26 protein-coding genes and 1 tRNA gene are annotated in these 21,625 nt (G+C 61.7%); 11 read left to right on the plus strand and 16 right to left on the minus strand.

Annotation, left to right across the window (positions count from 1 at the left end; genetic code table 11):
• The first annotated feature begins 5 nt into the window (after positions 1–5).
• From BLW55_RS11875 to BLW55_RS11895, 5 genes are all read left to right on the plus strand, one after another.
• A complete protein-coding gene (locus BLW55_RS11875; protein ID WP_007009086.1) occupies positions 6–1,034 on the plus strand; it encodes a glucokinase in 1,029 nt (342 codons plus the stop codon).
• A gap of 118 nt (positions 1,035–1,152) precedes the next feature.
• Positions 1,153–2,970: an ABC transporter ATP-binding protein gene (locus tag BLW55_RS11880; RefSeq protein ID WP_090328943.1), complete on the plus strand. Its 1,818-nt coding sequence runs from the start codon at positions 1,153–1,155 to the stop codon at positions 2,968–2,970.
• On the plus strand, positions 2,967–3,779 hold the full coding sequence (gene dapB, locus BLW55_RS11885; protein WP_090328944.1) for a 4-hydroxy-tetrahydrodipicolinate reductase: 813 nt from the start codon (positions 2,967–2,969) through the stop codon (positions 3,777–3,779). The genes BLW55_RS11880 and dapB overlap by 4 nt, the downstream gene beginning before the upstream one ends.
• A 32-nt stretch (positions 3,780–3,811) precedes the next feature.
• Positions 3,812–4,432 carry a 2,3-bisphosphoglycerate-dependent phosphoglycerate mutase gene (locus BLW55_RS11890; RefSeq protein WP_007009082.1) on the plus strand — a complete coding sequence of 207 codons (621 nt, stop codon included), beginning with the start codon at positions 3,812–3,814 and terminating at the stop codon, positions 4,430–4,432.
• Between the two features lie 141 nt (positions 4,433–4,573).
• A tRNA-Leu gene (locus BLW55_RS11895) sits at positions 4,574–4,658 on the plus strand.
• 83 nt (positions 4,659–4,741) lie between these two features.
• Here the strand turns inward: BLW55_RS11895 and BLW55_RS11900 are convergent.
• Entirely contained in the window at positions 4,742–5,521 is a 780-nt protein-coding gene (locus BLW55_RS11900; RefSeq protein WP_090328945.1) for a GGDEF domain-containing protein, read from the minus strand.
• Between the two features lie 128 nt (positions 5,522–5,649).
• Here BLW55_RS11900 and BLW55_RS11905 point away from each other — a divergent pair, with 128 nt between their 5' ends.
• Positions 5,650–6,006, plus strand: coding sequence for a septal ring lytic transglycosylase RlpA family protein (locus BLW55_RS11905; protein WP_090328946.1), 357 nt, complete (start codon positions 5,650–5,652; stop codon positions 6,004–6,006).
• Positions 6,007–6,025: 19 nt separating this feature from the next.
• On the opposite strand, the gene BLW55_RS11910 is transcribed toward BLW55_RS11905, so the two are convergent.
• A complete protein-coding gene (locus tag BLW55_RS11910) occupies positions 6,026–7,381 on the minus strand; it encodes a putative bifunctional diguanylate cyclase/phosphodiesterase (protein WP_090328947.1) in 1,356 nt (451 codons plus the stop codon).
• 385 nt (positions 7,382–7,766) lie between these two features.
• Between BLW55_RS11910 and gshB the strand changes: the two genes are divergently transcribed.
• The 3 genes from gshB (at position 7,767) to BLW55_RS11925 (ending at position 11,448) form a co-directional block, all read left to right on the plus strand.
• Positions 7,767–8,714, plus strand: coding sequence for a glutathione synthase (gene gshB / locus BLW55_RS11915; protein ID WP_090328948.1), 948 nt, complete (start codon positions 7,767–7,769; stop codon positions 8,712–8,714).
• 389 nt (positions 8,715–9,103) lie between these two features.
• Positions 9,104–10,639, plus strand: coding sequence for a YifB family Mg chelatase-like AAA ATPase (locus BLW55_RS11920; protein ID WP_090328949.1), 1,536 nt, complete (start codon positions 9,104–9,106; stop codon positions 10,637–10,639).
• A gap of 185 nt (positions 10,640–10,824) precedes the next feature.
• The gene (locus tag BLW55_RS11925; protein ID WP_090329980.1) at positions 10,825–11,448 is read left to right on the plus strand and encodes a LysE family translocator; all 624 of its coding nucleotides are present in this window, start codon (positions 10,825–10,827) and stop codon (positions 11,446–11,448) included.
• A 180-nt stretch (positions 11,449–11,628) separates the two neighbouring features.
• Here the strand turns inward: BLW55_RS11925 and BLW55_RS11930 are convergent, their stop codons facing one another.
• The 13 genes from BLW55_RS11930 to BLW55_RS11990 all read right to left on the minus strand — a co-directional run bounded on the left by BLW55_RS11930 (position 11,629) and on the right by BLW55_RS11990 (position 19,497).
• Positions 11,629–12,072: a DUF1801 domain-containing protein gene (locus tag BLW55_RS11930; RefSeq protein ID WP_090328950.1), complete on the minus strand. Its 444-nt coding sequence runs from the start codon at positions 12,070–12,072 to the stop codon at positions 11,629–11,631.
• Positions 12,073–12,082: 10 nt separating this feature from the next.
• Positions 12,083–12,307 (minus strand): hypothetical protein, encoded by a 225-nt coding sequence (locus BLW55_RS11935; protein ID WP_007009074.1) that lies wholly within the window; start codon positions 12,305–12,307, stop codon positions 12,083–12,085.
• The gene (locus tag BLW55_RS11940; RefSeq protein ID WP_090328951.1) at positions 12,304–12,708 is read right to left on the minus strand and encodes a DUF1801 domain-containing protein; all 405 of its coding nucleotides are present in this window, start codon (positions 12,706–12,708) and stop codon (positions 12,304–12,306) included. The genes BLW55_RS11935 and BLW55_RS11940 overlap by 4 nt, the downstream gene beginning before the upstream one ends.
• A 53-nt stretch (positions 12,709–12,761) precedes the next feature.
• Positions 12,762–13,172: an SRPBCC family protein gene (locus BLW55_RS11945; RefSeq protein WP_090328952.1), complete on the minus strand. Its 411-nt coding sequence runs from the start codon at positions 13,170–13,172 to the stop codon at positions 12,762–12,764.
• Positions 13,169–13,492 carry an ArsR/SmtB family transcription factor gene (locus BLW55_RS11950; protein ID WP_007009071.1) on the minus strand — a complete coding sequence of 108 codons (324 nt, stop codon included), beginning with the start codon at positions 13,490–13,492 and terminating at the stop codon, positions 13,169–13,171. Before BLW55_RS11950 ends, BLW55_RS11945 begins: the two co-directional genes overlap by 4 nt.
• A 102-nt stretch (positions 13,493–13,594) precedes the next feature.
• Positions 13,595–14,215 (minus strand): ankyrin repeat domain-containing protein, encoded by a 621-nt coding sequence (locus BLW55_RS11955; protein WP_244509063.1) that lies wholly within the window; start codon positions 14,213–14,215, stop codon positions 13,595–13,597.
• Between the two features lie 233 nt (positions 14,216–14,448).
• On the minus strand, positions 14,449–15,063 hold the full coding sequence (locus BLW55_RS11960; protein WP_081784642.1) for a transglutaminase-like cysteine peptidase: 615 nt from the start codon (positions 15,061–15,063) through the stop codon (positions 14,449–14,451).
• Between the two features lie 227 nt (positions 15,064–15,290).
• Positions 15,291–16,604: a polyhydroxyalkanoate depolymerase gene (locus BLW55_RS11965; RefSeq protein WP_090328954.1), complete on the minus strand. Its 1,314-nt coding sequence runs from the start codon at positions 16,602–16,604 to the stop codon at positions 15,291–15,293.
• A gap of 201 nt (positions 16,605–16,805) precedes the next feature.
• Complete coding sequence (locus tag BLW55_RS11970; RefSeq protein WP_090328955.1) at positions 16,806–17,273, minus strand: GNAT family N-acetyltransferase; 468 nt, start codon at positions 17,271–17,273, stop codon at positions 16,806–16,808.
• 93 nt (positions 17,274–17,366) lie between these two features.
• On the minus strand, positions 17,367–17,657 hold the full coding sequence (locus tag BLW55_RS11975) for a DUF1330 domain-containing protein (protein ID WP_007009066.1): 291 nt from the start codon (positions 17,655–17,657) through the stop codon (positions 17,367–17,369).
• Between the two features lie 37 nt (positions 17,658–17,694).
• On the minus strand, positions 17,695–18,378 hold the full coding sequence (pyrF, locus tag BLW55_RS11980; protein ID WP_177175131.1) for an orotidine-5'-phosphate decarboxylase: 684 nt from the start codon (positions 18,376–18,378) through the stop codon (positions 17,695–17,697).
• A 16-nt stretch (positions 18,379–18,394) separates the two neighbouring features.
• The gene (locus BLW55_RS11985; protein ID WP_090328957.1) at positions 18,395–18,985 is read right to left on the minus strand and encodes an NADPH-dependent FMN reductase; all 591 of its coding nucleotides are present in this window, start codon (positions 18,983–18,985) and stop codon (positions 18,395–18,397) included.
• 122 nt (positions 18,986–19,107) lie between these two features.
• Positions 19,108–19,497 carry a RidA family protein gene (locus tag BLW55_RS11990; RefSeq protein ID WP_090328958.1) on the minus strand — a complete coding sequence of 130 codons (390 nt, stop codon included), beginning with the start codon at positions 19,495–19,497 and terminating at the stop codon, positions 19,108–19,110.
• 77 nt (positions 19,498–19,574) lie between these two features.
• Between BLW55_RS11990 and BLW55_RS11995 the strand changes: the two genes are divergently transcribed.
• Together BLW55_RS11995 and BLW55_RS12000 are read left to right on the plus strand one after the other, a co-directional pair.
• Positions 19,575–20,168 (plus strand): TetR/AcrR family transcriptional regulator, encoded by a 594-nt coding sequence (locus BLW55_RS11995; protein ID WP_090328959.1) that lies wholly within the window; start codon positions 19,575–19,577, stop codon positions 20,166–20,168.
• Positions 20,168–20,833 (plus strand): hypothetical protein, encoded by a 666-nt coding sequence (locus tag BLW55_RS12000; RefSeq protein ID WP_090328960.1) that lies wholly within the window; start codon positions 20,168–20,170, stop codon positions 20,831–20,833. The genes BLW55_RS11995 and BLW55_RS12000 overlap by 1 nt, the downstream gene beginning before the upstream one ends.
• Positions 20,834–20,970: 137 nt before the next feature.
• On the opposite strand, the gene pmtA is transcribed toward BLW55_RS12000, so the two are convergent.
• Positions 20,971–21,588, minus strand: coding sequence for a phospholipid N-methyltransferase PmtA (pmtA, locus tag BLW55_RS12005; RefSeq protein ID WP_007009063.1), 618 nt, complete (start codon positions 21,586–21,588; stop codon positions 20,971–20,973).
• Positions 21,589–21,625 lie beyond the last annotated feature (37 nt).

Raw genomic sequence — 21,625 nt, forward strand, 5'->3', positions numbered from 1 at the left:
GTGCCATGCATTTCAAGAATGAGAACGATACAGCCCTGCGATTTCCCGTCCTGATCGGCGACATCGGCGGCACCAATGCGCGCTTCGCCATCCTGGTGGACTCCAACGCCGAGCCCAAAGCCTTTCCCGTGGTGCAGACTGCGGACTACGCCACTATCGACGAAGCGATCCAGAGCGCCATCCTCGACCGCACCTCCATCATCCCGCAATCGGCGGTGCTGGCGGTGGCTGGTCCGGTGGAGGGCGACGAGATCGACCTCACGAATTGCGACTGGGTGGTGCGCCCCCGGAAGATGATGGAGACGATGGGCTTTAGCGACATCGTCGTCATCAATGATTTCGAGGCGCAGGCGCTGGCTGTGGTGGCGCTCGACGACGACAATCTGGAGATGGTCTGCCCCGGCACATCGCAGCCCACGGGCAGCCGCGTGGTGCTTGGGCCCGGAACGGGGCTCGGCATGGCCGGGCTTGTTCACGCGCAGCACACCTGGTTTCCCGTGCCGGGCGAAGGCGGGCATGTGGATCTGGGCCCGCGCACCGAGCGCGATCTGGAAATCTTCCCGCATCTGGAGCGGATCGAGGGCCGTGTCGCCGCCGAGCAGATCCTGTGCGGGCGCGGCATGGTCAATCTTTACCGCGCGATCAACGCAGCCGACGGCAACAAACCCGTTCACGAGACGCCGGCGGAGATCAGCAGCGCCGGGCTCGACGGGTCCGATCCCGTAGCCGTCGAAACACTCGATCTCTTCGTCACCTATCTGGGGCGGCTGGCTGGTGACATGGCGCTCATTTTCATGGCGCGCGGCGGTGTCTATCTGAGTGGCGGCATTGCGCAGAAGATCGTTCCAACGCTCAAGAATGGCCATTTCCGGGCGGCATTCGAAGACAAGGCGCCCCACAGCGCTCTGGTGAAAGACATCCCCGTTTATGTCATCACCCATCCAAAAGCTGCCCTTGTCGGCCTCGCCGCCTATGCGCGCACACCGGTCCGTTTCGGCATCGAAACCCAGGGGCGGCGCTGGAAGGCCGCATGAAAAGCGCCGGCCAGAGCCGGATTCACCGTTGCATGAGCGCAGTCGAACGGGCATAGCCTGTTGCTGGAAAGCGCGGCTGCTCAACGCCCGGTCGCCCGGCTGAACAGGAACGGATGTTTTGAAGCTTGGAAAGAACAAGGCGGATGTGGGAGAGGTTCTCCCGGTCATTCGCCGCATCTTCGCGGAAAACGGCCGCGACTATATCGGCCACTATCTGATCGCGATTGCCTGCATGCTGGCCATTGCCGCCACCACCGCCTTCAGCGCGTGGATCATGCGCGACATCATCGACGAGGTCTTCTATCGCCAGCGCTGGGAGCTGGTTGGCTGGATTTGCGGCGCCATTGTTGCCGCCTTCGCCATTCGCGGCTTCGCCACCTATGGCCAGTCGGTCATGCTGGCAAAGATCGGCAACAATATCGTCGCCCGCTATCAGCAGCGCATGTTCGACCATCTGATGCGGCTCGGCATCGACTATTTTACGACCACCCGTTCTGGCCAGCTCGCCGCCCAGATCAGTCAGAACGTGACCGGCATCCGCGACCTGCTCAACATGACGGTCGCCTCCATCGCCCGCGATCTCGTCACGCTCATCGGCCTCGTCGCCGTCATGGTGATGCAGGATCCCCTGCTCTCCGTCATCGCGCTGGTCATCGGCCCGCCGCTCATCTATTCGGTCAACTATCTGATGCGCCGGCTGCGCCGCGTCACCCGCGAGGCGGTCGATGTGAACTCGCGTCTTCTGGGCGCAATGCAGGAATCGGTGCAGGGCATCGCCATCATCAAGGCCTTCACCATGGAAGACCAGCTTTCGGGCAAGATGTCCGGGCTGATCTCCTATGCAGAGGACCGTTCCAACAAGATCGCCCGTGTCTCCGAGCGCCTTGGGCCGATCACCGAGCTTCTGGCCGGCCTCGCGATTGCCGGCGTGATCGGCTATGCGGCGTGGCGCGCCTCCGTCAGCGCGCAGCCGCCGGGTTCCGTCTTCGCCTTCATCACCGCGCTTCTTCTGGCCTACGATCCGGTGCGCAAGCTCGCCCGCGTGCAGGTCAATCTCGAACGCGCGCTGGTCAATGCCCGCATGATCTACGAGATTCTCGACACCGAGCCCCAGCAGCGCGATGCGGCGGATGCCGGCACGCTGGCCGTAAAAAAGGGCACTGTCACCTTCGACAAAGTGGCCTTCTCCTATGGTGACGATCTGCCGGTGCTGCACGGCATCAGCTTTGTCGCCAGGGCAGGCGAGACCACGGCCATTGTCGGCCCGTCCGGCGCCGGCAAGTCCACGCTCTTCGCGCTTCTCCAGCGCTTTTACGATCTCGATGGCGGCAGGATCGAAATCGACGGGCAGGACATATCCACCGTCACCAAGAGCTCGCTGCGCAATGCCATCGCCTATGTGTCGCAGCAGCCCTATCTCTTTGAAGGCACGATTCGCGACAACATCCGCTATGGCCGCCCCGATGCGACCGATGCCGAGGTCGAGGAAGCGGCAAGGCTTGCCTTCGCCGACGATTTCATCCGCCAGCAGGCAGAGGGTTACGACACTCTGGTGGGCGAGAACGGCGCAAACCTCTCCGGAGGCCAGCGCCAGCGCATTTCCATTGCCCGCGCCATTGTGCGCGACGCGCCGATCCTGCTGCTGGACGAGGCGACGTCCGCGCTCGACAACGAGTCTGAGGCGCGTGTCCAGCAGGCGCTGGAAGGCATTATGGAAACCCGCACCACGCTCGTCATCGCGCACCGGCTTTCCACCGTTGTCAATTCCGACCGCATCGTCGTGCTTGAAGAAGGCCATCTGGTGGAAGAAGGCACGCATGAGAGCCTTCTTGCCAAACCGCACGGCATCTATGCGCGTTTCCACCGCATGCAGAGCCAGAAGGGCGAGAACCTGCTCGCCAACACCACAGCCGAGCCGCAGGAGCAGAACACATGAGCGATATGGGGCTTGTCATCGTTGGGGCGGCTGGTCGCATGGGCCAGACGCTGATCCGCACCGTGCACACGATGGACGGGCTGCGCGTCGCCGCAGCCGTGGAACGGCCTGGTTCCTCCTTCCTGGGGCGCGATGCGGGCGAGCTTGCCGGCATCGGCACGATCAATGTCTCCATCACCGACGACCCGCTCGCCGCCTTCGCAAAGGCCGATGGCGTGCTGGACTTCACCTCGCCGGACTCCAGCGTTGAGTTTGCCGGCTACGCCGCGCAGGCGCAGATCGTCCACGTAATCGGCACCACCGGTCTTGCTCCGGAACACGAGGCGAAAATCAGGGCCGCCGCGCATCACGCCACCATCGTCAAGTCGGGCAATATGAGCCTTGGCGTGAACCTGCTTGCCGTGCTGGTCGAAAAGGCCGCCCGCGCGCTGGAGGCGTCCGATTTCGATATCGAGGTGCTGGAAATGCACCACCGTCACAAGGTCGATGCCCCCTCTGGCACCGCGCTGCTTCTGGGGGAGGCCGCTGCAAAGGGCCGTGAGATCGCGCTGGCGGAACGAAGTGTGCGCGTACGCGACGGCCATACCGGCCCGCGCGAGGAGGGCACGATAGGCTTTGCCACGCTGCGCGGCGGTTCGGTCGTTGGCGAGCATTCCGTCATTCTCGCCGGTTCCGGCGAGCGCATCACGCTGTCGCATCAGGCAGAGGATCGCGGCATCTTCGCCCATGGCGCGGCGAAGGCGGCCCTTTGGGCGCATGGTCGCAAGCCCGGCCTCTATTCCATGCTCGATGTGCTCGGGCTCAACTGAACCTTCCACCACGAAGCAACAAGGAACGCACCATGTCCGGCACCCTTATTCTCGTTCGCCACGGCCAGAGCGAATGGAACCTGAAGAACCTGTTCACCGGCTGGCGCGATCCGGGCCTCACCGAAAAGGGGCACGAAGAGGCAAAGGATGCCGGCCGCCGGCTGAAGGCGCGCGGCTTCAAGCCGGACATCGCCTACACGTCGGTCCTCTCCCGCGCGCAGGTCACCAATGATCACATCCTGAAGGAGCTCGGGATGGAGGATCTGGAAACCATCCGCGACCAGGCGCTCAACGAGCGCGACTATGGCGACCTATCGGGCCTCAACAAGGACGATGCGCGCGAAAAATGGGGCGAGGAGCAGGTGCATATCTGGCGCCGTTCCTACGACACCCCGCCCCCCGGCGGCGAGAGCCTGAAGGACACGGGCGCGCGCGTGTGGCCCTACTTCCTGCATGAGATTTTGCCGCATGTGCTGCGCGGCGAGACGGTTCTGGTGGCCGCGCACGGCAATTCGCTGCGCTCTCTCGTGATGGCGCTCGACGGCCTTTCGGGCGAGGAGATCGTGAAGATGGAAATCGCCACCGGCGTTCCCATCGTCTACAAGCTCAACGCCGATTCGACCGTAGCCTCGAAAGAGGTTCTGGACGACTGAACGCCTTTCCGGGGGCGTCCAAATGCGCCCCCGCCCGCTTTTGCGCGAGGCCCGCGCGGGGCTTTTGTCATTTTCCTGACAAACAGCAAGAATCCGCGTTGACACGGACCGGCTTGGCCCTTACATCGGCATCGCACACCTGCCCAGGTGGCGGAATTGGTAGACGCGCACGGTTCAGGTCCGTGTGCCGCGAGGCGTGGAGGTTCGAGTCCTCTCCTGGGCACCATTCTTCCAGTTCGATACGAGCATTTCCCGGCGCTGCGCGTTTGCTCCCGCAGCGTTTTTTGTATGTCGATCAGGATGGCCGCTTCACGAAGCCGTGCGCAGCTGCACGGTCGCGCTCTGCATCTCCGGTACGGAAACCTGGTTTCGGCCGCGCCGCTTCGCCACATAGAGCTGCTCGTCGGCGGTCGCCATCAGGGTGGAAAAGTCTGCGGCTTCCTCGACAAAGGCGATTCCGATGCTCACGCTGAGCCGGGCGAGCCCGTTCCGTTCCGTGTGAAGCTCGATGCGCTCGACGCCGCGCCGCAGCCGTTCGGCAAGCGCTTCGCCTTTTGAAAGTGTGGCCGCTTCGAGAAACACGCCGAATTCCTCGCCGCCGATGCGGCCGGCAAGACCGCCTCCGCAAAACACGTCCCGGATGACATCTGCGATGGTTGCCAGTGCGCGGTCCCCGGTCAGATGCCCGTGGGTGTCGTTGATCCCTTTGAAGTCGTCCGCGTCAATGACGAGCAGAACGCCACCGGCGCCCCGCTGCCCGGCCTGGTTCAGTTCCGCGATGAACGTGCTGCGATTGAGCAGCCCTGTCATCTCGTCGATGCGCGCCGCCGCGGCAAGTCTGCGATAGACGCCGGCGAGCTCGCGATGGGTCGCCTCCAGCTCCTGATGCGCCAGCGCGATCCTGTGGTTCTGGTAAAATGTGTACATGCTGGCAGGAAAAGCGATGAGCAGCGGGCAGAGCGCGCTCAGCAGCGCCGCAAACCAGTTCATGGAGCCGCCGGTCAGATGGATGGCAATCCAGCATATCGCCAGAGAGGCGATGATGGACAACAGCGTTGCAATGACAGCTTTGAGGACAACCAGTTTCATGATCTGCCGGATATCAGCCGCCCCTTACCCCAACGTTAAGGGCGTTAGAATCTGCCGTTGGGGAAAGTGCCCCGTCCTCGCCTCATTTGGCCGTTAGGCCCCCGGCAACGACAATCCAGGACGAAAAAATGCACAAGCGACTTTCCCGCGGCGCGAAGATCGCGCCCGCAGCCGCCCTGTTCGTCACCGTGCTTTCTGCGCCGGCCTTCGCGCAGTGCGGTAGCGCATCATGGTACGCGCTGACCTCCATGACCGCTTCCGGCGAGCGAATGAACCCCGCGGCGATGACAGCGGCGCATCGCACCCTTCCCTTCGGCACGAAGCTGCGTGTGACCAACAAGCACAATGGCCGCAGCGTGGTGGTGCGGATCAACGATCGCGGCCCCTTCGTGCGTGGCAGGATACTGGATCTGTCGAAAGCCGCCGCCGCAAGGCTCGGCTTCATCCGGGCCGGGCATACCAGGGTTTGTCTCAAGACACAGTGACGCCCTGCGCGCGACCCGGTCAGATGACGGCTTTGCGCTGCGCCGGCGCCTCGTTGTTCTGGCGAAGATAGCCAAGCGTCGCATCGGCGTTGCAGGGGCGGCCGAAGAGATAGCCCTGCCCGCCCGCGCAGCCAAACTGCACCAGCCGGTCGGCCTGTGCTTCGGCCTCGATGCCTTCTGCGACAACATCCATGCCCAGCCCTTCGCACATGGCAAGAATGGCCCGGATGATGTGTTCCGACGGCCTGTCGTCGAGGATCGACGCCACGAAGGCTCGGTCGATCTTCAGCTTGTCGAAATGGAACTCGCGCAGCCGCCCGAGGCTGGACTGGCCGGTGCCGAAATCATCCAGCGATACGCGGATGCCGACACGGCGCAGATCTTCCACGATGCGGCGCGCCGAGGCGGGGTCGTTCATCAGGCCGGTTTCGGTGATCTCGATCTCCAGCCGGCGCGGGTCGAAGCCCGTCCGTTCCAGAATGGAGAGGATCTGCAGGCCGGTATTGTGGTCGACGAGCTGCGATGGCGAGAGATTGAACGACAGGAACAGGTCCTTGGGCCAGTCGCGCGCGGCCTCCGTGGCCTTGCGCAGAACGAGCTGCGAAAGCTGGCCGATAATGCCGCGTTCTTCGGCGATGGGAATGAAGATGCCGGGGGAAACCGGCCCGAGATCCCTGTCTGTCCAGCGGGCGAGCGTCTCGAAACCCACCGTATGGCGTGTGTTCAGGTCCACGATCGGCTGGAAATGCGGCTCCACCTCGCCTGCGGCCACGGCACGTCTCAGCGCCTGTTCGATATGGGTCACGCGCTTGGCGGCTTCTTCCATTTCGCGTGTGTAGACCACCACGGCCCCGCGGCCGGTGCGCTTGGCCTGGTAGAGCGCGGTTTCCGCCTTGTTGAGCAGAACCTCGCTCGTTTCCTCTTCCGAATAATAGAGCGAGCAGCCGGCCGAAGCCGAAAGCCTGGCCGTGCGCTGCCCCACATCATAGGGGGCGGAAAGGATTTCGATCAGGAGCCTGGTTTTCTCGCGCGCCGCCTCCTCGCTGAAGACGAGAGGAAACAGAAACGCAAACTCGTCGGCACCGATCCGCGTCACGGTGGAGTGCGCATCCATCGCCGCCCGAAGCCGCATGGCAACCTGTTGCAGGATTTCGTCGCCGGCAGCGCGGCCGAAGAGGTCGTTGATCGGCTTGAAACCGTCAAGGTCGAGAACGCCAATGGCAAAGGGGGCGGGGTCGTCGGCGCGTTCTTCGATCAGTCGGTTTATCTTGTCAAAGAACCGACGCATGTTTCCAAGGCCCGTCAACGCATCGGTGAAGGCAAAGTCGGACTGGTCCGCCGTTATCGTCCGTTCTTGTGCGGGCGCCGGCTGCATCGAAACTCCGTTGCTCTGGCGATTTTTTGATCACATGCGCCGAACCATGGACCTAAATTGTTTAGGAATCGTATCCAATATTCGGATAAAGCGCACCTGATTGTCGCCGATCCGGCGCGGCACCGCGCGCGGACCGCTCCACCGGCTTGACACGGGCGCGCTCGCGCCGTCATCTGCTGCCGCCATTGGAGTGAATTTGACACCGATATTTGCGTGGTCCCACCTTGAGATCGAATGTCGAATTCATAAATTCCATCAGGGTCCCGACCCAGGAAATATAAAGCGGCCAGTGGCACCGTAGTTTCCGGCCTTTGCTCTCGCCGTCGAAGCGGATGGGATGCGAATGTTGGAAGTGAGCTGCCAGTTTCCCTCCGGAGTTTATTCCATGTCCCTTAAAGTCGCGGTCCAGATGGACCACATTTCCACCGTCTCGATTGCCGGCGACACGAGCTTTGCGCTCGCTCTGGAAGCGCAGGCGAGGGACCATGCGCTCTGGCATTACACGCCGGACAGGCTCTCCATGGTCGATGGAAAGGTCATTGCCTGGGCCGAGACGCTGGAAGTGCGGGACGAAGAGGGCAATCACTTCACGCTGGGCGCGCCGCAGCGGCTCGATCTGTCGGAGATGGACGTGGTGCTTCTGCGCCAGGACCCGCCCTTCGACATGAATTACATCACCACCACCCACATCCTCGACCGCATCCACCCGAAGACACTGGTTGTCAACGATCCGTCCTGGGTGCGAAACAGTCCCGAAAAGATCTTCGTCACCGAGTTTGCGGACCTGATGCCCGAAACCCTCATCACGCGCGACACGCGCGAGGTCGACGATTTCCGGAAAAAGCATGGCGACATCATCGTCAAGCCGCTCTACGGCAATGGCGGTGCGGGCATCTTCCATTTGAGGGAGGGCGACCGCAATCTCGCCTCGCTGCTGGAAATGTTCATGGGCGCCTTCCGCGAGCCTTTCATCGTGCAGCGCTATCTGAAAGAGGTGCGGGGTGGCGACAAGCGCATCATCCTCATCGAGGGCGAGCCCGTCGGTGCCATCAACCGGGTTCCCGCCGAGCATGATTCCCGCTCCAACATGCATGTCGGCGGCCGAGCGGAACATGCGGAACTGACCGACTGCGAGCGCGAGATCTGCGCGCGCATCGGCCCGTCCCTGCGCGAACGCGGCTTCACCCTGGTCGGCATCGATGTCATCGGCGACTGGCTGACGGAAATCAACGTGACCTCGCCAACGGGCATCCGGGAGGTGAAGAGGTTCGGCGGAGCCGACATTGCCGCCCTGTTCTGGGAGGCCGTTGAGGCGCGTCGGGCCGGCGGCTGATATGGCCCTGTTCCGCCGGCACAACCGCCTGCAACCTGAAAACAACCCATGCGCATCCCTGTTCCCGAAACGTTCTTGATCTGATCGCTGGAACCTGCTTCAATGAAGTTGCAGGGCGATGAGATTTCTTGTTCTGGCTGTATTTCTGATGCGTCTTGCCGGGATGCAGGCCTGCCTGCGTCTTGTGGATGCCGGGGCATCGGACCGAAAAGTGGATACCGGTTTTCGGACTATCCGATGCCCGCGTCTATGGCATCGGACCGAAAAGTGGGCGCCGGTTTTCGGGTTGTTCCGATGCCCTTTCAAAGACCTGGATCGCCCTTTTGCGCCCGAATGGGCGCATGGCGATCCAGAAACAGCCGGTTCGGGCGTGGCTGGGGGGATAACACATGGTTTCGCATGTCCGCACTGTGGCCTTTCAGGGGGTGGAGGCCGTTCCCGTCGACGTGCAGGTCATGGTTGCCCCCGGCAAGATGGGAATGCAGATCGTCGGGCTCGCCGACAAGGCGGTGGCGGAAAGCCGGGAGCGGGTGCAGGCCGCACTTCATGCCTCCGGCCTGTCCATGCCGCCGAAGAAGGTGACGGTCAATCTCGCCCCCGCCGATCTGCCGAAGGAGGGAAGCCATTATGATCTCCCCATTGCCCTCGGCCTCATGGCGGCGCTCGGCGCTGTCCCTTCAGATGCGCTGGCGGGCTACGTCGTCCTCGGCGAGCTGTCGCTCGATGGCACGGTTGCTGCGGTCAATGGTGTTTTGCCGGCTGCCATTGGCGCAAACGCCATGGAACGCGGCCTGATCTGTCCTCACGCCTGTGGCGCGGAAGCGGCATGGGCCGGCGCGGATATAGATATTCTCGCCCCGCGCAGCCTCATCGCGCTGGCCAATCATTTCCGGGGTAGCCAGGTCATGAGCCGGCCGGAGCCGGCGCTCTATCCGCCACCGTCCACGGTGCCGGACCTTGCCGATATTCGCGGGCAGGAAGCCGCCAAGCGAACGCTCGAAGTGGCGGCTGCCGGTGGTCACAATCTTCTGATGGTCGGGCCACCGGGCGCCGGCAAGTCCATGCTGGCGCAGCGCCTGCCGTCCATCCTGCCGCCGCTCTCGCCGCGCGAGCTTCTGGAGGTTTCGATGATCGCCTCCATCGCCGGCGAACTGGCGGATGGGAAACTGTCGGACCGTCGCCCCTTTCGCGCGCCGCACCATTCCGCATCCATGGCGGCCATCGTGGGCGGCGGGTTGAAGGCCCGGCCCGGTGAGGCCTCGCTGTCCCATCATGGCGTTCTGTTTCTCGATGAATTGCCGGAGTTCTCCCCGCAGGTTCTCGATTCCCTGCGCCAGCCACTCGAGACCGCCGAATGCGTGATCGCCCGTGCCAATCACCGGGTCAGCTACCCGGCGCGCATCCAGCTTGTCGCTGCCATGAACCCGTGTCGCTGCGGCATGGCGGGGGAGCCCGGCCATCGTTGCCGGCGCGGGCCGCGCTGCGTGACGGATTATCAGGCGCGCATTTCAGGTCCGCTGCTCGACCGCATCGATCTTCGCATCGATGTTCCGGCGGTTTCTGCCGGAGATCTCATCGGCGGGGCAGGGCGGGCTGAAACGAGCGCTGCCGTGGCCAAGCGTGTCGCCTTTGCCCGGCAAAAGCAGCAGGCACGCTACGCGGCGCATGGCCTGCCGGCGTGGACCACGAATGCATCCTGTTCCGCAGCACTCATCGAAGGCGTCGTTTCTCTCGATGCCGATTGCACGGCCCTGATCCGTCAGGCGAGCGAGAAACTTGGCTTCTCTGCCCGCGCCTATCATCGCGTGCTCAAGGTCGCGCGCACGCTGGCGGATCTCGACGGTGCCGATGCCGTTGCGCGACCGCATATCGCCGAAGCGATTTCCTATCGCGTGGCCGGGCAGGCAAGGGCGGAGATTGCCTGAATCTCTTGTGCGCCGGGTTCGAGGTTGCTGCAACCTGAAAAGCACCGCATAGTTGCGCTGGTGGCTCTGGAGCATTTTGCGGTCAGATGGGATCATCTGGCGTCCGCATCGATGGGGAAGAGTGCAGAGATTGAACGTCTTTCAAGTGCCCGCAAGGGCGCATGGCGCTTCACAGAGAGGATGAAATGGTCGAGACCGGAACCCTGTTGACCTACGTACTCGTTGTCCTGGGACTGTTTCTGATCCCCGGTCCTGCAGTGCTGATGACACTTGCCCGTGCCGCCAGCGGCGGTCGGCGGATCGGCATCGCCACGGGGCTCGGCATCGCGGCGGGCGATCTTGTTCACACGATCATGGCGACAGTCGGTCTGTCCGCGATCCTCATGACCTCGGCGCTGGCCTTCACCATCGTCAAGTATATCGGTGTCGCTTATCTGATCTACCTCGGCATCAGCGCTTTTCTGGAGAAGACGGATCGGTTTGATCTGCCCGTCGTGCGGCCGCTGACGGCGGCGCCGGCCTTTCGGCAGGCACTGTTTGCCGAGGTGCTCAACCCGAAGACGGCTTTGTTCTTCCTTGCCTTTCTGCCGCAGTTCGTTCAGCCGGGAGGCTCGGCCGTCCTCCAGCTCGCGACACTGGGATTTGTCTTTGTCGTGATGAGCGCGGCCTTCACCTCGCTGATTGCGATCGGCGCCGGCTCGGTCGGTGCGTGGCTGCGGCGCAACCCTGCGGTCGCACGCTGGCAGGGGCGCGTCGTCGGCACCATCTATCTGGCTCTCGGCGCACGGCTTGCCCTGCAGGAAAGATGATGGCTCTGACGAGGAATAAAGCTGGCTAATTAATGCACCGCGCCAGGGCGTCGGGGTTGGATCATGAAACGGTGAACTGTTCCAGAGCATCGGACCGAAAAGTGGAAACTGGTTTTCGGGCTATTCCGATGCTCCATTCATAGCTTAGATCGCCGTGCGTCCGGATGGACGCACGGCGATCTAGGGCACCCAGCCGGGCAGGGCGGATGCCTGCCGCACCCATGAGGCGAAGCGGGCTTCGTCGAGCACTTCATCCTCATGAAGATGAAAATAGCGCGTGTTGGCGTCTTTGGATGCCACGGGCGGCAGCGGTTCAAGCGCGACGCCGTGAAAGAACGCCATTTTGATATAGCGCGTGTAGCAGTGCAGCCCGAGAAACCAGCCCTGGCCCTCGATCCCATAGAGCGGTGAGTTCCACTTCACCGCCTTGCGAACCTGGGGAAGCTCGCGCACGATCAACCGGTCGATCAGGCGACCGGCCTCACGTTTCCAGCCTGGCATCGCCGCGATGTAGGCCTGAACGGGCGCATCCCCATCGCCCTTGGGTATCTGCGGGTTTCCGCCGGAGAGGAGGCGTGGCGGTTCCTTCTTGCCCTGTGCTTTCCCGGAAGGCTTCGCAGGCATTTGCTGCCTCCTATGCGCTCGCTCTTCCATGCGCGCGGCGGCGCGTCACATAGGGAAGCGCAAAAAGATAAAGTCCGGTGATCAGCAGCAGGATAAGCGGACCACCGGCCAGAAAGTAAACCCAGACGGGCGGTTCCTGGCCGCGCATCGCCGCGATGGTGTTGATGATCACGCCAAGCGTGAAGGCGATCGAAATCCAGCGATGCGCCTGTCGAAGCCAGAGATTCCATTTCATCTGGTGCGCTCCCGTTTCTGTGTCGATGCGTTCAGTCGCGCGGCGGCGCGAAGGAGCGCCTTCAGCGCGTCCTCGTCGATGGCCTCCCCTTCATGGAAATCGATGGCGCGCCGTGTGTTCCCTTCAAGACTGGCATTGAAGAGGCCGGAAGGGTCTTCAAGCGAAGCACCCTTGGCAAAGGTCATTTTCACGGCCTTCTTGTAGGTCTCTCCGGTGCAGAGCATACCGTCCTGATACCAGACCGGCACACCGCGCCATTTCCACTCCTCGATCACGTCGGGAAGCGCCTGTTTGATGATGCCGCGAAGCCTTGAAAGCAACTCGCCGCGCCAGTCGCCCAGTTCCGCGATCCTGGCGTCGATCAGCTCGGGCGGTGATTTTCCGGTATCGGCTGTGGTCATGTATCGTCCTCATGCATTCCAGGTTCGCATTCGTTCGGCTTTGCGCGGCCGCCTCAGTCGAGCCTCTCGACCACCCGTTCGAGTGCGGAGATAAAGCGCGGCCATCCCACGCTTGCGCCCTGAAAATAGGGCTTCTGGTTCGGCTGAAACCCTTCCTGCTCCATGCGCAGGAGCGTCCCGTCCTTTGTGGGAGTGAGGGTCCAGCTGACGGTGCTGCGCAGGTCCTTCGTGTCCCAGGCATAAGAAAGCGCCCTGTGCGGCTCCACCGTCTGCACCACGCAGTCCACGCCGCCCCAGTCGGCGGTCAGGCTGAACCGGTGGCCCTCACGCGCTGCGAAATCGTTTTTCATCAGCCATTCCGCGATCAGGTGCGGCTGCGTGAGCGCGCGCCAGATCTTTTCCGGCGGGTGCGGAATCTCACGCTCGACCACCACGGAGCGCGTTTCGGTTGCGGCATGTGTCATTGATCCATCCTGTTGAGCAGGTCTTCAAGGTCGTCGAAGCGCCTTTGCCAGAAGCCGTTCATCTCTTTTGTCCAGTCGATGAGGGGGGCCAGCGCTTCGATCTGCGCGCTGTAGCGGGTCTGCCGGCCCTCCTGATGATCGCGTACGAGCCCCGCGCGTTTAAGCACGCCGAGGTGTTTTGAGACGGCGGGTTGCGACACACCGGCGCCGGCCGTCAGCGCTCCGACCGTCAGGTCGCCGTCACGGCAAAGACGTTCAAAGATCGCGCGGCGCGTCGGGTCCGCCAGTGTACGAAAGAGGGCATCGCGGGACTGCTGCATCACAACTCATAACTAGAGGGCTATGAGTTTGACCGATAGCTCTCCGGTTATGAGTTGTCAAGACCATGCCATGGAGCGTGGCGCGTTGCAGTGCGCGCCGATCTAATGTGCGCCCGCAGCCTGCAATATCTCAACGATCTCCGCATAGCCGCTGCGCTTTGCATGCTGCAGGGCGGTCACGCCCGCGCGGTCGGCGATGTCGGTGTCGGCACCGGCGTCGACCAGCAGTTTGACGATGGCCACATGGTCCGGCCCTCCGTCGCCGAGGATCACCGCCTCGAGCAGCGCCGTCCAGCCAAGCCTGTTGATGTGATCCGGGTCCACGCCGGCAGCGATCAGCGTCTGCACGGTTTCGACATGGCCGCGCTCGGCAGCGGGAATGAGTGCCGTGCCACCGAACCGGTTGGTGCTTTCAAGATCGGCCCCGTTTTCGAGCGTCAGGCGAAGAATTTCCAGATAGCCCCGCGCGCCCGCGAGAAGATAGGGGCTGTCCTCTATCCCGTCCCGCGCATTGACGTCGGCACCCGCTTCGATGAGAAGGCGTGCGGCGTCGGTCTGGTTTGTCTGGACGGCGGCCATCAGCGCCGTTCTTTGCCGCGCGTCGCGCTCTTCAAGGGCCGCGCCGGCCTGCAGCGCGCGTTGTAGCGCGGCGAGGTCGCCGCTTTCGGCAGCCGCGATGAGAGGGGTCTGCGCAAAAGCGCCGGTGTGAGAGGCCACAGCCATCAGAAGCGCCGCCACAAGGCACAAAACCTGTCGGCCCGGCAAAGACATGAAGCCATGCATCCAGAACTCCCGTTTCAGCAGGTTCGGAGAGTTTAGGGCATCGGACCGAAAAGTGGAATCCGGTTTTCGGGCTATTCCGATGATTTATCAATGGTTTAGATCGCTGTGCGTCCGGAGGGACGCACAGCGATCTAGAAGCCAATTGTGACGAAGATTGGGGCGGACGTGATCTGTTATTCGCTGACCGCACCGACAACCGGGTTGTTGCCCTCCCGAAGGCTGACCCACCGTCCCGTGTGGTTGCTGGCCTGCCGTTTCAGGTAGCGATAGTTCGTGGCGCTCCACAGCTTCACGCTGTCATTCAGGTTGTCGAGCACAAAGTCACCCCGGTCGGTGCGCACGGTCAGGACGGCATGACCCTCGCCATTGGGCTTGCGGACAACGGTGATCAGCAGGTTGGTAAGCGATAACCCCGCGCGCTTCAGCGCCCGGCGCTTTTCCAGAACATAATCCTCGCAGTCGCCCACCCCGGTCGAGGGATAGGTCCAGACCTCTTCCGCGCCATAGATGTCGATGTCGTTCATCGGCTTCACGGCGCGATTCACCGCCGCGTTGACATCGCTGACCGTCTTCCAGAGCGTTTTCGTCATGTGCTCCGGTCCCTGGTCGCGCATGCGAATGGAGCATTCAACGGGATTGGCCTTGCAGAACTCATAATGCCCGATCGGCTGGGACGTGAATCCGCCGGTCGCCATCATGCCCGTCGCTCCGGCCGGTGCCGTCATGGCGCCAGCCAGAATCAGGCCCGCAAAAACCCCGTTGCGGATTACCCCCCGCAAAGCAGCCATCATGCCGCTCCCCGCTTGTTTCTATCGTTAACGAAACGTTAAGAAACGCGAGGGGTCGCTGTCAATCGGCGGGCGGGCAATCTTACCAGCTATGGTTACCAGCGCCGGGTCGCGGCGCTGGTTTCATCCGCTCTGTTGCTGAAATGCACAGCGGGTTGAGGTTGCTGTTCAGCAGGGGTCTTCGACATGGCAGGAAATTCCGGGAAACGGTCCCGTTTTCCGGAATTTCAGGGCCGTTTAGCCCGAATTTGTCGTTTCTGGACCTTTTTCCGGGAAACGCCGGTGGGTGCTTTTGTCGTGGTTTTCAGCCCGCCGGCAGGGTGGCTGCGCATGAAGTCGAGAATGCGTGGCGCGATCTCGGAGCGGAAACGCGAACCGTTGAAGACGCCATAATGGCCAACTGTCGGCTGCATGTAGTGATGGCGCATGTCTTCGGGAATGTTGACGCATATATCATGCGCGGCCTTCGTCTGGCCGACGCCGGAAATGTCGTCGTTCTCGCCTTCCACGGTCAACAGTGCCACACGGCGAATGGCGGCGGGATCCACCAGCTCGCCACGATGCCGCATCCGTCCGCGCGGCAGGTCGTGGCGAATGAACACGGTCTCCACGGTCTGCAGGTAAAACTCGGCGGTCAGGTCCATGACGGCGAGATACTCGTCATAGAAGTCGCGGTGCTTCTCGGCGGAGTCGCCGTCATTCTTCACAAGGTGCATGAAGAAGTCCTTGTGCGCCGTGATGTGCCGGTCGAGGTTCATGCTCATGAAGCCGGAGAGCTGAAGAAAGCCCGGATAGACATGCCGCATGAAGCCGGGATTGGGCCACGGCACCGGCATGATCACATTGTCGCGAAACCAGGATATGTCCTTCTGCTCGGCCAGCTCATTGACGGCCGTCGGGTTCTTGCGCGTGTCGATCGGCCCACCCATCAGCGTCATGCTGGCGGGCACGTTTTTCTCACCGCGCGCTTCCATCAGCGCGATGGCCGCAAGCACCGGAACGGAAGGCTGGCAGACTGCCATCACATGCGTGTCGGGCCCCATATGGTCGAAGATGTCGATCAGGTAATCGATATAGTCGTCGAGATCGAATGACCCATCGGTGACCGGCACCATGCGTGCGTCTGCCCAGTCCGTAATGTAGACATCCGCATAGGGCAGCATGGTCTCCACCGTGCCGCGCAGCAGCGTGGCATAATGGCCCGACATCGGTGCGACCATCAGGATCTTCGGACCCGGATGCGCGCTTTCAGGCAGGTCACGTTTGAAGCGTATGACATCGCAGAAAGGTTGCGACCAGACGGTCTGTTCGCGCACAGCCACCTTCACGCCATTGACGCTGGTCTCCGTGAGGCCGAATTCGGGCTTGGTATAGCGGCGTGTGCTGCGCTCGAAAACCTCGGCGGCCGCAGCCACCGTGCGACCGAAATAGGTCTTGGCGACGGGGTTTAAAGGATTGCTGTAAAAGAGCCGAACCGCGTCGGCATAAGCCCGCGCCGGTTGAAGCGCGGCGTGGTTGAATTCATAGAGCTGATAATACATTGCTAGGTTTCCTGGGAGGACCTTCGCTATGGCCAGACCACCGGGGGAGGTGTGTGTAGAACGGTGTAGCCTTGGTCGTTTGCATACCAATTAGAGTAAACGACTTTTGCTGCGTTGCAATAGAACCGCTGGTTTCTCGGCAATTGCCGCAGTGTAGAATTTGCAACATACTGATATTAATAGATAATTAGGCGTGCCATATTAGCCGGGTCTGTTGCGACGCAGCATCAAAACACGGCTTCCCGCTTCAATTCCCGGCGGAATCTCGGAGAAAAAACGCTCTCTCAGCGCTTCTGGCGCTGAAATGAGTGGCTGCTCCACAAAGCCATGACGCGCATAAAACGGCGCATTGAACGGCACGGCCCGAAAGGTGGAGAGGGACACACCGTCAAGCCCGCGAGAAACGCTTTCTCCAACCACCGCCGAAAGCAGCGCCGTGCCCAGCCCGCGCTTGCCGTGCTCCGGCGCGACGGAAAGCTCCTTCAGATGAAGAAACGGACCGATGATGCCGCAAATGGCGAAGCCGACGGCGCCATCGGTTTCGTGCTCCGCGACAAGGGTTTGGTTCTCAAGGGCGATCCTGTCGAACGCTTTCGACGCCATTGCCGGGGTGGCGGCCAGGTCGGCATATCCATACGCGGCAAAAAGCCGTGCGGCGCGCGCCTCCACCCCCGGCAGCAGCGCAGCGTCTGCGCTCCGATAGGGCCGGATCGTATAATTCTCAGGCAGATCGATCGTGGCTCTGTCCTCTTCGTGCGCCGCTTATTCCGCACCCTCGACAAGGATCATGTCGGCCTGCGCCACGGTCGTGCGGATCGCCTTTGCGGCCTGATATTCAGGCGAGTTGTAGCAATCGCGCGCTGCCTGCAGCGAGGGAAACTCGATCACCACATTGCGCCCGCGCCCCGTGCCCTCCAGTCCTTCCCAGGTGCCGCCACGCGCGAGAAAACGCGCACCGAACTTCTCGAAAGCCGGTTTGGCCGTAGCCACATAGTCCTTGTAGCGCTCGGGATCGCGCACATCGACATGGGCAATCCAGTAACCCTTGGGCATGATTTCCTCCTCCGTGGACGACGTCCGGCCCACTCTGTCAGGCTGCGGCCATCTCGTCGAGAATGGATTGAGCTGCGGCCTTCGGATCCTGCGCCGCCACGATCGGGCGGGCCACCACCAGGTGGGAGCCTCCCGCGCGGATCGCGTCGCCGGGCGTCATCACACGCTTCTGGTCGCCATGGTCGCTGCCTGCCGGGCGAATGCCGGGGGTCACCAGCGCCATGCCGGGACCTGCCACATCGCGCATTTCGTTCACCTCGGTCGGTGCACAGACAATGCCGCCCATGCCTGCTTCGCGCGCCTGCGCGACGCGCTTCTTCACCAGCTCACGCGCCGTCAGCGCATAACCGGCCTCGTTGAGGTCCGCATCGTCCATCGAGGTCAGAACCGTCACGCCAAGCAGGGTCAGCCCCGAGCCTTCCGCCGCCTGCACGGCCGCGCGCATCGCCTTGGGGTAGGCATGGATGGTCAGCATGGTCATGCCCATACGGGCGATGTTTTCCACGCCCTTGGCCACGGTGTTGTCTATGTCGAGGAGTTTCATGTCGAGGAAGATCTTCTTCCCCGAGCCGGCCAGCTCGCGTGCAAAGCCCAGCCCGCCGGCAAAGGCGAGTTGGTGGCCGATCTTGTAGAATGAAACGGTATCGCCGAGTGCCGCGACGACCCGGTCGGCTTCGGTCAGGGTCGGCACATCCAGGCCTACGATCAGGCGGTCCCGCATTGCTTCGCTCATAAGGTCAGGCTCCCACTCTTGTCGATGTCAATCTGGCGTGTTCGATCAGGCTGCTGCACACGGCTTCCATCATCCCGCGCGTGCGGTCATCCCTGAAGTCGCCATTCTCGTCGAAGGCGTCCTGTGCGCGGGCAACGGAGCACTGCTGCGTGATGATGTCGGCCTTGCAGTTCATCAGCACGGCACGCAGGTGATAGAGCCCGCGTATACCGGCGAAATTGCCGTCTGAGGAGGAGCAGAGCCCGATGGACTTTCCAGCCCATGGGCGCAGTGGCTTTCCACCGTCCTTCGAGATGCGGCTTACCCAGTCGATGGTGTTCTTCAACAGAGGCGGGATGGAGGCGTTGTATTCCGGGCTGGCGATCAGCACACCGTCATGCGCGGCGATCAGCCGGCCGAGCCTGTAGGCATTCTCGGGAATGCCTTTGTCCTTCTCCAGATCCTGATCCATGATGGGAAGCGGGTAGTCCGCCAGCGAGATGCGCGTCACCTCGGCGCCCTGCTGTGCGAGCTCTTTCATGGCGGCGTCGGCAGTCTGGCCGCTAAAGGCGCCGGTGCGGATCGATCCCGCGAACACCAGAATCTTGGGGGTCATTGGCAAAGCTCCTCTGTTCGCAGAGAGCCGTATAAGCATTGCCTGCATCAATCAATGGATAAGCTGGAGGTGGCGCCGCTATCGGCTTTGCAGACCGGGTGGTCTTTCGCCTTAAGGTGCATTTACGGGAGCTTGGCGATCGCCTTGATTTCAAGGAGAAGAGCGGGGACCGCAAGGTTGACGACGCCAACTGCCGTCCAATTGGGGAATGGGGGACGCGGAAAGGCTTGCTTCTTGGCCGCCTCGAATGCGCTGAAATGTGTGAACATGTCTACATGGAAGGTCGTGATGTCCACGATGTCATCAAACCCGCACCCGGCGGCCTCCAATACACTGTTCAAGTTTCCAAAAGCCTGAGCAAATTGCATTGCGGGGTCCATGATGGCTTCACCATCATCGTTGACGCCGACCTGCCCGGATACAAAAACAAAACCTCCGCTTCTCACCGCAGCCGAATAGCCGAATGCTTCATAACTGGCCTGCTGATTTCGCGGGAAAATCACATCGCGCATTATCCAACCCTTTTCAATACAGCCGCATTGAAATAATAACTATGCATCTGTATTGAAAATGTCAAATGGGTTGAACAATGGCACGTCCAAAGACCTATGATCGCGAAGAAGCCGTCGTCAAAGCCTGTCGCGCCTTTTGGGAAAACGGATTTCAGGCACTCGGCGTACGGGAACTCGAACGGTTGACCGGCATCAACCAGTTTGCCATTCGCTCGGAGTTTGGTGGGAAAGAAGGTCTGTATCTGGAGGCTTTGCGCTATTACAGCAACGCTGCGATCTCTACCCAGATGGTGCACATGAAACGCGGGGGCATCCCCGAGATCGTCGCATTTTTTCAGGGCCTGGTCGCTTCAGGGTCCCCCACTGCCAGCGAGTTCGGGTGCCTCGTGGTCAATACCGGCATTGAAAATGCTCGGCTAAAACGAGAGCGGCTGGAAGAGGCAACACAAAACTACTGGACCGCACTGGAAGAGCACTTCCTTGAGGCTCTCAGTCGGGAGCCCGTTTTTCAGGAGGGCGGATCGAATTGGAAGCCGAGGGATCTTGCCAAAGCGCTTGTGACCGCAGTCATGGGTATTCATGCCCAGAACCGTGCACAACAGGATAAAACGGCTGGTCGGCCGCTCGTTGATTTCGTGTGCGGCATGCTTTCAGAAATGGCGAGGGCGTGATGGCTGGCAATATTTCAAAGCTTGCCAGGCTCGAGGATATACACATTATCCGTGCTGGAAAGTTGAACTGCTTTGCATTGCGTTTGCAAACCGGAGGCCTGTGCCTCTACAGCCCGATCGCCGGACAGGAGAGGGTCCAACGCGAGGCTCTGGAGCAGTTGGGTGGCGTTTCAGTGCTTCTGGCCCCCAATCATTATCACAACAAGGGGTTGGCGGGTCACGCTGAGGCGTTTCGAAACGCAACCGTCGCTTGCTCAGCAAGCGCAAAGCCGCGCCTGGAAAAGGTCACCGGTTTGACATATGAGCCACTGCAGAAGCTCGAAACTGCGCTTCAAAAAGGGCACACTCTTCTAGAGCCGCAAGGGCTTAAGACCGGCGAAGTCTGGGTGGAGATACAGAACAATTCAGACACGATCTGGATTGTTGCTGATGCTTTCATGTCGGAATCCCGGTCTTCCGACGGGTTTGGCGATACGCCTGCGAGGTCGGGTTCGTTTCCGCGCTATGGTGTAGATGATGCGAAGCTGTTCGCAAACTGGGTGGAGCAGCGCCTCGCCATCGCTTCCCCCACAATTTTGCTGCCTTGCCACGGTGGACCCGTCAAGTCTCCGCACCTGGGGCCCATGCTTTCCACACTAAACACGAAGATGCTGGGATCCCGCTGAAGAAGCCTCGTGCACACGGAGAATCCCGCGCTCCTAAAGCGCGTCGCGATCTTTCAGAGTCGCTCTGTGCGCTTTGGGTTCTTGATTTGACGCATGTCTTTGTCCCGAAACCGGTGCCCACTTTCGGGAGACATACGTTAATGCTTGCCGCGGCGGTAGACCCAGAGCTGCGTCGGCGGAATGTTGCGCAGCACGAAATCGAAATGCTCGACCGTATAATCGCCCTGCCCAGGCGGGATGGGCGATTTCGGTCCGTAGGTGAGCTGTATCACGGGACGCCCGTCGGGAATGCGATCAAGCAGGGAATCCAGATAGGCGATGCGCGCTTCAACGGGGAAGTTGAGCAAGGGCACTCCGGAGATGACGCTGTCGAAGACCTGTGGCGCCGTGTCTCCCAGGGCCTGCGTCAGCGTCTGGTCCAGGTTGAACGCGTCGCCCTGAATGACGTTGACTCCAGGATAGGTTTCCCGCAGGTGCTTGACGAAATCCGGAGAGTATTCGACCGCATAGAGGTTATCCGGCTTCACGCCATGGGCCAGAATGGCCTTCGTGATGACGCCCGTGCCGGGGCCTACCTCAAGAACCGGCAGGCCGGAACCCGTGTTGATGACCGAGGCCATTCGCCTCGCCGTTACACCGCTTGTGGGAATGATGGAGCCGACGGCCTTGGGCTGCTCGATCCAGCCGCGAAAGAAACGCAGCTCTTCTCCAAAGCGATCCGCGATGGCCTTGCGCACATCCAAGCCCTTGTTCATCTTCCCGGCGTCCTCCGTCACGTTCCCGATCTCCCTG

This window comes from Nitratireductor aquibiodomus, assembly GCF_900105565.1.
Lineage (GTDB): Bacteria > Pseudomonadota > Alphaproteobacteria > Rhizobiales > Rhizobiaceae > Nitratireductor > Nitratireductor aquibiodomus.